Source organism: Leeuwenhoekiella sp. NPDC079379, assembly GCF_044542075.1.
GTDB lineage: Bacteria > Bacteroidota > Bacteroidia > Flavobacteriales > Flavobacteriaceae > Leeuwenhoekiella.
The window spans coordinates 594,043-605,304 of record NZ_JBITTU010000001.1 but is presented as its reverse complement, the minus strand read 5'-3'; the positions used below and the strand labels follow the sequence as shown (position 1 = coordinate 605,304).

The following is an 11,262-nucleotide window of genomic DNA, read 5'->3' as shown; positions in this document are numbered from 1 at the left end:
TTAGATAAAATTAAAAAGCCTTTCAGTTTTAAATTGAAAGGCTTTTTTTAGTTCTAAAATTCAAATTTGAGTTGTACCGCTATGACTTTTTGCTCTATGCTTTTATGATCCCGATCTTCAGTATTTAAATTAGCAAGCGTAATACCCAGTAAGCGCACGCTGTTTTCCATCTTTTCTTGAAAGAGTAATTCTCTTGCGGTTTCTAAAATCACTTCCTTAGAGCGTATAAAATAAGGTAGAGTCTTACTGCGCGTTTTTAAAGTAAAATCACTGTATTTAATTTTTAAAGTAACAGTCTTGCCAGCTACATCAGATTTTTTGAGTCTACGTTCTATCTCTTCTGCAATATTTTCAAGACGTTCTATCATAAATATTTCTGAAGCTATATTTTCGCTAAACGTGCGCTCGGCTCCCAGAGATTTGCGAATGCGGTCTGGCTTTACCTGGCTGTTATGAATACCGCGTACCACATTGTAGTAAAACGTACCACTTTTGCCAAATTTATCCTGAAGGTATTCTAGCGATTTTAATTTTAAATCATTCCCTGTAAAAATCCCTAGTTGATACATTTTCTCAGCGGTAACTTTACCTACACCGTAAAATTTACGAATATCAAGTTTTTCTAAAAACGGAATCACCTCTTCTGGCCCTATGGTTTTTTGACCATTTGGTTTGTTGATATCGCTGGCAACCTTAGCTATAAATTTATTTACAGAGATGCCTGCAGATGCATTAAGGCCGGTTTTCTCTTTAATTTTTGCTCGTATTTCTTTAGCAATTAAACTGGCGCTGGGATTGCCTTTTTTATTTTCGGTTACATCGAGGTAGGCTTCATCGAGTGATAAAGGTTCTACTAGGTCTGTGTATTCAAAAAACACCTCACGTATTTGAGCACTAATTTCCCGGTATCGTTCAAAACGGGTTTTTACAAATATAAGTTCTGGACACAGTCTACGAGCGAGACCACCGGCCATCGCGCTACGCACACCATATTTTCTCGCCTCATAACTCGCAGCGCTAACTACGCCGCGCTCTGAGCCGCCGCCTACGGCAACAGGTTTACCGCGAAGCTCAGGATTGTCTAGCTGCTCTACAGAAGCGTAAAACGCATCCATATCAACATGTATTATTTTTCTTTTTTTAGGAGACTCTTCCATAGCAACTGTAAAGTTACCTACTAAGTATTATTTATAGATAGCTTAGGTTTTATTTGGCAGTATTTTAATTCGGTTTTAGTAGTTTTCAAAATACATATATAACAAGTTGTGTATAGTGTAATTATTTGAAAATAAGTAACAATGGGAAAAACAGCACTACTTTTAGGAATCACCGGTTTAGTAGGGGAGGCATTAGCAAAATCAATTTTAGCAGATGCCAGATATGATAAATTAGTAAGTTTTCACAGAAGAAAATCAGGTATTTCACATCCTAAGTTAGAAGAACACGTAGTTGATCTTTTTGAATTACAAAAGTACAAAGACGCTTTTAAAGCAGATGTGGTTTTTTGCTGTATAGGTACGACGCAGGCTAAGACAAGTGATAAAGAAGAATATAAAAAAATAGACTACGGGATACCCGTTGCTGCTGCAAAATTATGCAGTGCTAATAACATTCCTAAACTCATTGTAATTTCAGCTTTAGGTGCAGACCCTAAGAGCAGTGTGTTTTACAATAAAACAAAAGGGGAAATGGAGCGTGATGTTTTAAAACATAATATTAAAGAAACGTATTTTCTTCAGCCTTCATTGCTAGCCGGTAATCGTGAAGAACAACGCACTCTTGAGAAACTGGCTGTTGGTGCTTTTAAAGTGTTCAACTTATTTTTAGTAGGTCCATTACAAAAATATCAAAGTATTAAGCCAAAGGCTATTGTACAAACAATGCAATATTTAGCATTTAATACTTACAGTGAAAATAGAATTGAGTCTGACGAAATAAAAAAAATAGCGAATTAGAATGCTGGAGATTGAACGTAAATTTTTAGTAAAAAGTGATGTTTTTAAAAATGAAGCTTTTTCGCAAAGCGAAATAAAACAAGGCTATTTAAACAGTAATCCGTCTCGTGCAGTACGCATAAGGATACGTAATGATAAGGGCTATTTAACCATAAAAGGAAAGTCTGATAAAAGTGGCACAACGCGATTTGAGTGGGAAAAAGAAATAAATATAACTGAAGCAAATGAGCTTCTACTCTTATGTGAACCAGGAGCTATCTCTAAGACGAGATATGAGGTTAAGGTAGGGGAGCACACCTATGAAGTTGATGAGTTTTATGATGATAATCAAGGACTCAAGTTAGCTGAAATAGAATTAAAGAACCCTGACGAAGAATTTATAAAACCAGACTGGCTGGGCGATGAGGTAACCGGTGATGTACGGTATTATAATTCGCAACTTAGTAAGAACCCATTTACCAGATGGTAGAAAAGCTTAAATTGTAGTAAATAAAAAACCGGCACTCTTTAAAGGGTTACCGGTTTTTTTGGATATATAATTTACTTAGGGGTAAAAGACACTCCAATTTTTATTATTCTAATCCACCGCCTAAAGCTTCATATAAATTTACTATGGCTTGTAGTTGATTAAATCGTGTATTCACAACATCAAGACTAGAATTTAGGGCATTCTGTCTTGCGGTTAATACTTCAAGATAATTTACAAGACCATTGTCTAAAAGTTCTTCAGAATAGCTTGTAGCTATATCATAAGCTTCAAATTCGTTCTTCTTAACTTCTAGTTTTTCTGTGGCAATCTCATACGAGTAAAGGGCATCAGAAACTTCGCGTGTAGCTGTTAAAAGGGTTTTTCTAAAATTAAGCTTCGCCTGTTCCTGCTGTGCTTGTGACACTTCATATTGTGTACGAATTTTTCGGCCATTAAATATAGGCTGAGTTAAACCACCTACTATTGTTGCAAATAAAGAGCTTGTGTCAAATAATTTTTCAAAATCAAGACTTTGAAAACCACCAGAAGCCGTTAACGTCAACGAAGGATAAAAACTACTTCGGGCTACGTTAGTAAGCTCAAAGGCATTCATCAAGTTAAATTCTGAAGCTCGTACATCTGGGCGATTGCTTAAAAGCTCTGCAGGCACTCCCGTTTTAAGCGGAGTAGTTATTGACTGCTCACTAAGTTTGCTGCGAGATATAGGTCCTGGTTGTTTACCTAAAAGTATAGATAAACTATTCTCCTGTAAACGTATCTGATTTAAAATGTCAAGGCGTAGTGCTTGTGCGGTGTATAATTGCGCCTCAGTTTGTTTTACACCTACTTCGGTAACATTACCTGCCTCTTTAAGCGCTCGGGTAGTTTCTAAACTACTACTACGGGTTTCAATTGTTTCTTCAGTAACACGTAACTGCTCATCAAGTGATAAAAGCTGAAAATAAGCAGAAGCGATATTAGCAATCAGCTGTGTTTTAACCGCGCGGTGCGCTTCAATAGTTTGTAAATAAGAAGCTGCAAAAGCGCGTTCGTTACTGCGTATTTTTCCCCAGATATCTGCTTCCCATGATAAATTTCCGGCAAGTTGATACACGTCAAGTTTTGAAAACTGATTTCCAAACTGACTGTTTGAAGACAGCTCTTGATGTGTGTATTGAGGAGTTACGCTCAAAGTGGGAAAATAACCTTGCTTCCCTTGTTTAAAATATGCCTGAGCAGCTAATATCTGCTGTAAGGCTACGCGAATATCTATATTCTGCTCCAGTCCTTCCTGTATATGTTGTTGAAGCAAAGGATCTGTAAAAAGATCCTGCCAGACAACCATAGACACATTAGAGCTGTCTGCCGCGATATTATCTGTGCGAAAATTAAGATCGTTGATAATTTCTTCTGGTCGCTCATAATCTTTAGCAGCAAAGCAAGACGCAAGTAGAAATGGTACAGCTCCTAAAAGGAAAAATCTATATACAATTTGTTTTTTCATAATTAGTGAGTTTCTTCAGTTTTAGGGGTTGGAGCTCCAGTAATTTTTTCCTGAAGCCACTGGAATAATATGTATAGTATTGGAATTACAAATACTCCCAGCAATGTTCCTATTAATAAACCACCTACTGCACCAGTACCTATAGAGCGGTTACCTACTGCACCTACACCAGTTGCCAATACCAGTGGCATTAACCCGAGTATAAAGGCAAAAGAGGTCATTAAAATTGGTCTTAAACGGGCTTTTGCACCATCAATAGCAGAGTCTACAATAGATTCTCCACGTTTACGCCGCTGTATGGCAAACTCTACAATAAGAATTGCATTCTTAGCGAGTAAGCCTATCAACATTATGAGTGCTATCTGAAAATAAATGTTGTTTTCAAGTCCCATAATACGTATCGAAAAATACGCACCAAAAACCCCTAATGGTAATGATAGTAAGACAGATAGCGGTAGTAAATAACTTTCATATTGTGCCGAAAGCAAGAAGTAAACAAATACAATACATAAAATAAATATTACTGTAGTTTGATTACCTGCATTTACTTCTTCACGAGTTAACCCGGAATATGCAATATTATAATTATTAGGCAATCCTTTAACCTCATCTTCTATAATTCTAATTGCATCACCAGTACTAAAACCAGGATTCATAGCAACGGTAAGTTTAGTAGAATTAAACAGGTTAAATCGGGTTACCGCTTGAGGGCCATAAACTCTTTTTAAAGAAATAAATTGAGTTATAGGTGCCATCTCCCCATCACCCGTACGCACAAACAATTTATTAAGATCACTTTCTGTTGCACGATCTTCGGGTAAGGATTGTATATATACTCGGTACTGCTTACCAAAACGGGCAAAATCTGCGGCATAAACACCTCCTATATATCCTTGCAGAGTTGAAAATATACTACTAATCGACACTCCTTTATCCTTAGCAACAGGGACGTTTATGGTCATCTCATATTGCGGATATTTGGTATTAAAAGAGGATTGCGCATATTGAATCTCGGGATGCTTCATCAACGATTGTATAAATTGTTGATTTGTTGCATCAAGATCGGTAAACTCACCACCCGATTGATCTAATAAATTTACTTCTGCACCTGCAGAAGCACTAAATCCTGGGATACTAGGCGGAGCAAAGAATATAATATTAGCATCTGGAATTGTAGCAGCAATACCAAATAGTTTACCTGTGAGCGCTTCGGTAGAAAGCGACTCATCTTCACGTTCTGACCAGTCCTTTAGTTTTATAAAACCTAATGCGTAATTGTTACCCTGACCACTTAATAAACTAATACCATCAATCATAGACACTGCGTCTATACCAGGCATATCTTTAATTTTGTTGTATAACAACTCGTCTACTTCGTGAGTGCGGTCTAATGTTGCACCTGCTGGCAGTTCTATATTTGCAAAGATAATTCCGCGGTCTTCATTAGGTATAAATCCGGTAGGAGTAGTTGATGCAGACCACCAGATTCCCACGATAGATAGCACCAAAATTACTGCTGTTATCCATTTGTTTTTATAAAGAAAAGTAAGAGACTTTCCGTATCTGTGTATGGTAGCATTGAATCCTCGGTTAAATCCGTCATAAAAACGCTGTAAGAAACTCTTCTTATGCTCTTCCTCATTATGTGGTTTTAAAAATAAAGCACATAACGCCGGACTTAGCGTTAACGCATTTATTGCAGAAATCATAATTGCTACAATAAGCGTGATACCAAACTGCTTATAGAAAACTCCTGTAGGGCCTTGTACAAAGGTTACCGGTACAAATACCGCAGCCATTACCAAAGTAATAGATATAATCGCTCCAGATATGTCATGCATAGCCTCTACAGTGGCCTTTTTAGCATTATTGACCCCTTCGTCAAGCTTAGCGTGTACCGCTTCTACAACTACAATAGCATCATCTACTACAATACCTATCGCAAGTACAAGAGCAAACAGCGTTAATAAATTTATCGAGAATCCAAAAATATTAAGGAAGAAGAATGTACCTATAATAGATACGGGTACGGCAATCGCCGGAATTAAAGTAGACCTAAAATCTTGTAAAAAGATAAAAACAACGATAAATACCAGAATAAAAGCCTCTATTAATGTATGAACCACTTTCTCAATTGAAGCATTTAAAAATTCATTGGTGTCATAAGGTATTATTGTTTCTACACCATCAGGGAAGTCTTTTTCCAGAACTTCAAGTCTTGATTTAATTTCTGAAATAATTTCCTGAGCATTAGAACCTTTAGTTTGATAAATAGCTAAGTTAATACTAGGATATCCAGAAGTTATTGACTTTTTATTGTAGTTCTGCGCATCTAGCTCAATATCTGCAATATCGTTTAGTCTTAAATATTCTCCATTACCTAAGGCTTTAATTATTATATCAGAGTATTGCTCTTCGGTTTTAAATCGACCACCATATTTAATTACGTATGAAAAAGATTCTCCGTTATTTTCTCCTAATGAACCTGCGGCAGCTTCTAAGCTTTGTTCTTGAAGCGCAGCAGTAACATCTGAAGGCACCAAATTATATGCGGCTAGTTTTTCTGGTTTAAGCCAAATACGCATGGCATAATCCTGTTGTGAGAATACATTTACATCACCCACACCACTTACACGTTGCAGTTCAGGAATTACATTAATTTTTAAATAATTCTGTAAATAGGTCGAACTGTAATTTTCATTTGTAGTATAAAATGAAAGAAACATTAACGAACTCGTCTGCTGTTTTTGCGTGAGTACCCCTGTTTGTTTTACTTCTGCAGGTAAAAGGGGGTTAGCACGAGCAACACGGTTTTGAACGTTAACGGCAGCAATATCAGGATCTACATCTTGATTAAAGTATACAGTAATTTCTGCTGTACCATTATTTGTTGCTGTTGAGGTCAAGTAGGTCATCCCTTCAACCCCATTTATTTGTTCTTCTAAAGGTATAACTACACTCTCAAGAATGGTTTCTGCATTTGCTCCCGGGTAGGTTGTAGTTACTTTTACCGTAGGAGGTGCAATATCTGGATATTGTTCTATAGGGAGGGTTGTTAATCCCAAAACCCCAAGAATCACTATTATTATCGAAATTACGGTAGAAAGTACCGGACGATCTATAAACGTTTTTAGCATGATACTGTTTTCAATTTTTTATTACTTAAATAATTTTTCAACAGGTTTTGCGATGCTGTCAAAGGGCATTTCCTGAGGAGTTATTGCTGTACCATCACGCAACTTGCTTACACCTTTAGCAATAATCTTATCACCTTTAGATAATCCTTCTTTTACTACAAAAAGATTACCTATCTCATCTTTTATTGAGATTACAGTAGTAGTTGCTTTATTTTCTTTATCTAATTTGTATACCAAAGTCTGCCCTTGTTGTTCAAAAGTTGCATTTTGAGGAACTATTACAGCATCAGTATAAGTAACAGGTATTTTTACAACCCCACTGTTACCATTTGTAAGTAGTTGGTTTGGATTATCAAACATTGCTCTAAAGCTTACGGTACCTGTACTTTGATTAATTTGTCCCGTTACAGTTTGAATTTTTCCTTCTTCGCTATAGGTTTCTCCATTAGCTAACTCTAGCGAGACAGGGGGGAAGTTATCTACCTTTTCCTGAAGAGTTTTTCCATCGGTGCTTTGTAAGAAACTTAGATAATCAGCTTCATTCATAGTAAAGTAGGCATACACCTTTTGTATATCAGAAACTGTGGTAAGTGGTGTTGTATCAGACGGACCTACCAGATCACCTTCCCGATAGGGTATTGCACCAGCATAGCCATCTACAGGGCTTTTTACAGTTGCATAACCTATGTTTGCAGCAATACTTTGATATGCGCTTTTAGCTTGTTGTAATTTTGCTTTAGCGGTTTCTAGCTGTACGTTACTTATTATCTTTTTTTCAACTAGTGGCATCAATTTATCTACTTCTACCTGTGCAGCATTTACATTTGCTTGTGCGGCATTTGCATCTTGTGAAAGCGATTGTGTTTCTAGTTTAAAGAGGGCTTGCCCTTTGCGTACGCGTTGACCTTCATCTATAAAAACTTGAGAGATATATCCCTGTGTCTTTGCGCGTACAGCACTATTAATTATTCCCTCAATATTTGTGGGGTAAGAATTATATCCTACAACAGTTTTCTGTGGGATGCTTACCACAGGAAATAGAGGTGCTTGCTGTGCTTGTGCTTGTTGCGCGGCACCTTGTGCATTTTTATCATCACCACAAGAGATAGTAACAAGTGTGACTCCAAGTAATACTGGAATTAGATAAGTGAAAATTCTTTTTGTCATTTTTAAGGGTTTAATCTTGGTTTGTTTTTGATGCTAATTTTTGACGTATATTCTTTATAGAAGTAGTTGCTTGATTCAGATAATTGAGAAAATCATTATGAAATTCCAGATCAAACTCCAGATCATCATTTACAACATTGCTTTGATTTGTTTTTTGCTTGTATTCCATAATTTGAATATGCAATTGCATTTCTTGCTCCCAGGTAGCTATCATTTTATCCATATTGATAATTAAACCATCGGGATTCATAATGAAATATTTTTTGCGGTCTCCACAAATCGTGTAATACGTAATATTTTTAGAATTCTGAAGACTGTTGAGGTGCGTAGAAATAGTGCTTTTACTCGCTTTTAATCCCACAACCAGCTCCTCAAAAGTGGCTCCTTTTTTACCCGTAAGCACGAGTGTAGAAATGATTCTGGCAGCTAAAGGAGGTAATTGATCTTTTCGCTCAATGTGAACTCCTAAACTTTCAATTAATCGTTCTTTAGATTCTTTAAGTTCTTCTTGATCCATAATATAGATTCTGAAATGCAAAATTATAGTTAGTTCGTAAATCACCGAACTAAGCAAACTTAAATGTTTGTTAAATGAAGGGTATCGTTGTAGTAATCAAAAATGACCTTCAATATTTTCTAATTAATTTGCAGTTAAGAGGAAGCAAATTTGATCTGTATGCGCTGTTTGATTGTGTTTCCGGCAGAATCTGTTGCTGAAAGTATGTAACTTCCAGGAGAAAGCGCTAATGATAGTTCGTGAAAGGTTTCGGTGCTGTTAATGAATGTATTGTCTAAATACCAATAAACAATTGTGTCTGGGTTACGGTGTGCAAGTTTAAAAATTACTTCTTGTTGCTGATCATTAAAATCTTTAGGAATAAGAATGGTTTCTCCTCGTTTAGGATAAATAAACTCCATAATTTTTTCGCTTTCGCGGAAGCAGCCCAACTCAAAATCTGGAAGTGGTTTATATTCGGGATGTAGAGGGGCATAATAATATTCCCAAACCGGCGGAAGGCTAAACCACGATTGCGAGATCATTGCACCTAAGGGGTAACAATCTGCATTTACTCTATGATCACCTTCTTTGTTCAAAAAAATTTGTGTGTGAAATGTGCAGGCTTCGGTACGTGTGCCTTTTTTAGGAATCCATTGAAGTTTTGTTTCGGGGCAATACAGCCCTGCGAGATTTCCACTTTGCGTACACAGTTCTGCTTCTACCAGTTCATCAAAGGGTTTTTGAAACCAGGGAGAAGCGGGTAAAATAGATAATACATCAAAAAGGATGGGTGCGGCTGCCTGTATTCCTGTAATTCCGGGTCTGCCTTCGCCATCTGCATTACCTGCCCAGACGCCTATGGCAAAACTACCTGTTACTCCTACAGCCCACGCATCTTTAAAACCATAGCTGGTGCCAGTTTTCCAGGCAATGGGCTGTGCTTCATTAAAAAACTCCCAGTTTTCAGAACCTGTGGGCCGGTTTACTTCACGTAAGGTTTCTAAGGTTTGATAGATAGCACCTGCATCAACAATTTCCGGTTGTTTTTTGGTTTCGATTGCTGGTTTTTTATCAGTACAGATATAAACCGGTTCATCAAATAGGCCATCACGGTATTCGCTGGAGTGAGTATTAAAATAGTTAAGAGTTGCAGCCATACCTGCATAAGCATTTGTGAGTTGCAAAAGATTACTTTCTGCACCGCCTAATATGAGTGATAGACCATAATAATCTGCAGGTTTTGTAACGGTTTTAAAATTGAGTTTCTGCAGCACATTATAAAAACGTTTTAAACCATAGTCCCGCAACAGATTTACCGCAGGTACATTTAAAGAGCGTGCTAAAGCTTCTGAAGCTGGTACTGCTCCCTGAAAATTACGATCAAAATTCTGTGGATTATAGCCATTAATACTTGTGGGCACATCAGCGACTAAGGTGTTAGGAAGTAACTCTCCTGCGCTTAGTAAAGAAGCAAAAAGAAATGGTTTTAAGGTGCTTCCTGTGCTGCGGTCACTGGTAATAACATCTACATAGTTCGCGTGTTCTGCAGTTGTGGGTGCATTGCCTATATAGCCTAAAACCTCGCGGGTATTTACATCGAGAACCAGAATTGCCAGATTGTGTATGTTATTTTGATCTAATTTGTAATGGGCTTCAGCTGCGATTTGATTTAAGCGAGATTGTAAATTAAAGCGCAGCGTACTCTCAATAAACTCGCCAGATTTCTGGCGAGCCACACGTTCTGTAAAATGAGGGGCAATGTCTGGAAGCTCCTGTGGTTTTCCGGGTAATTGTTCAGATAAGGCCAGCTCATACGTTGTTGCGTCAATATGTTTTTTGATGTATAATTTTTTTAAAAGGCGATTACGCTTGGCTTCAAATACGCGTTCATTTTTCCCCGGAAATACCAATGCAGGATTATTGGGTAAAACAGCAAGCGCCGCTGCCTGCCCCCAACTCAACTCACTCGCAGGAATACCAAAATACCGCCAGCTCGCACTTTCTAATCCTACTACATTTCCTCCAAAAGGTGCGTTTGAGGCATATAATTTTAAAATTTCAGATTTACGATAACCGGCTTCAAGTCTCGTGGCCATTGCAAGTTCAATGAGTTTTTCAAAATACGTACGCCCGGGATTTTTACGTGAAAGCCGAATAACCTGTTGGGTTAAAGTGCTTCCGCCTCGTTGTTTTTTTGTAGTAAGATTTGCCCACAAGGCTTTGCTCATCGCTATGGGGTTAAAACCGGGATGTTTATAAAAATAAGCATCTTCAAACTCGAGAATAGCCACTTCAAATCTGTGAGGAACACTATCATTTGCAGGAAACCGCCACTGCCCGTCATTTGCAATACGAGCCCCTAACAGCAGCCCTTCTTTACTGGTTACTACTGTTGCTGTAGGGTCTTTAAAAAGGGGTTTTGGTAAGCAAAACAGCCATACAAGCAAAATAATTAAAAAGGCACCAATAGATATTCGGTGCCTTTTTAAGAAGATTAAAGAAGTAGTTAATACTGCGTTATTCACAATAAT

Annotated in this window: 8 protein-coding genes; 2 read left to right on the top strand and 6 right to left on the bottom strand. The window is 37.4% G+C overall.

Annotated elements, in window-relative coordinates:
- Positions 1 to 53 precede the first annotated feature (53 nt).
- Positions 54 to 1,157: a DNA polymerase IV gene (gene dinB / locus ACIGAM_RS02590; protein WP_396509896.1), complete on the bottom strand. Its 1,104-nt coding sequence runs from the start codon at positions 1,155 to 1,157 to the stop codon at positions 54 to 56.
- 141 nt (positions 1,158 to 1,298) lie between these two features.
- Between dinB and ACIGAM_RS02585 the strand changes: the two genes are divergently transcribed.
- Together ACIGAM_RS02585 and ACIGAM_RS02580 are read left to right on the top strand one after the other, a co-directional pair.
- Positions 1,299 to 1,955 carry an NAD(P)H-binding protein gene (locus ACIGAM_RS02585; protein WP_396509895.1) on the top strand — a complete coding sequence of 219 codons (657 nt, stop codon included), beginning with the start codon at positions 1,299 to 1,301 and terminating at the stop codon, positions 1,953 to 1,955.
- 1 nt (position 1,956) lies between these two features.
- Positions 1,957 to 2,424 carry a CYTH domain-containing protein gene (locus tag ACIGAM_RS02580; protein WP_396509894.1) on the top strand — a complete coding sequence of 156 codons (468 nt, stop codon included), beginning with the start codon at positions 1,957 to 1,959 and terminating at the stop codon, positions 2,422 to 2,424.
- Positions 2,425 to 2,527: 103 nt separating this feature from the next.
- On the opposite strand, the gene ACIGAM_RS02575 is transcribed toward ACIGAM_RS02580, so the two are convergent.
- The 5 genes from ACIGAM_RS02575 to pbpC form a co-directional block, all read right to left on the bottom strand.
- A complete protein-coding gene (locus ACIGAM_RS02575) occupies positions 2,528 to 3,928 on the bottom strand; it encodes an efflux transporter outer membrane subunit (protein ID WP_396509893.1) in 1,401 nt (466 codons plus the stop codon).
- Between the two features lie 2 nt (positions 3,929 to 3,930).
- The gene (locus ACIGAM_RS02570) at positions 3,931 to 7,065 is read right to left on the bottom strand and encodes an efflux RND transporter permease subunit (RefSeq protein ID WP_396509892.1); all 3,135 of its coding nucleotides are present in this window, start codon (positions 7,063 to 7,065) and stop codon (positions 3,931 to 3,933) included.
- A gap of 21 nt (positions 7,066 to 7,086) precedes the next feature.
- Entirely contained in the window at positions 7,087 to 8,232 is a 1,146-nt protein-coding gene (locus ACIGAM_RS02565; RefSeq protein ID WP_396509891.1) for an efflux RND transporter periplasmic adaptor subunit, read from the bottom strand.
- 10 nt (positions 8,233 to 8,242) lie between these two features.
- Complete coding sequence (locus tag ACIGAM_RS02560) at positions 8,243 to 8,749, bottom strand: GbsR/MarR family transcriptional regulator (protein ID WP_028377003.1); 507 nt, start codon at positions 8,747 to 8,749, stop codon at positions 8,243 to 8,245.
- 134 nt (positions 8,750 to 8,883) lie between these two features.
- Positions 8,884 to 11,256 (bottom strand): penicillin-binding protein 1C, encoded by a 2,373-nt coding sequence (pbpC, locus tag ACIGAM_RS02555; protein WP_396509890.1) that lies wholly within the window; start codon positions 11,254 to 11,256, stop codon positions 8,884 to 8,886.
- Positions 11,257 to 11,262: the final 6 nt, after the last annotated feature.

What these genes read in the sequence shown, in the direction of transcription:
- dinB (WP_396509896.1), bottom strand. Translation starts at nt 1,157, where the DNA reads ATGGAAGAGTCTCCTAAAAAAAGAAAAATAATACATGTTGATATGGAT.
- ACIGAM_RS02585 (WP_396509895.1), top strand. Translation starts at nt 1,299, where the DNA reads ATGGGAAAAACAGCACTACTTTTAGGAATCACCGGTTTAGTAGGGGAG.
- ACIGAM_RS02580 (WP_396509894.1), top strand. Translation starts at nt 1,957, where the DNA reads ATGCTGGAGATTGAACGTAAATTTTTAGTAAAAAGTGATGTTTTTAAA.
- ACIGAM_RS02575 (WP_396509893.1), bottom strand. Translation starts at nt 3,928, where the DNA reads ATGAAAAAACAAATTGTATATAGATTTTTCCTTTTAGGAGCTGTACCA.
- ACIGAM_RS02570 (WP_396509892.1), bottom strand. Translation starts at nt 7,065, where the DNA reads ATGCTAAAAACGTTTATAGATCGTCCGGTACTTTCTACCGTAATTTCG.
- ACIGAM_RS02565 (WP_396509891.1), bottom strand. Translation starts at nt 8,232, where the DNA reads ATGACAAAAAGAATTTTCACTTATCTAATTCCAGTATTACTTGGAGTC.
- ACIGAM_RS02560 (WP_028377003.1), bottom strand. Translation starts at nt 8,749, where the DNA reads ATGGATCAAGAAGAACTTAAAGAATCTAAAGAACGATTAATTGAAAGT.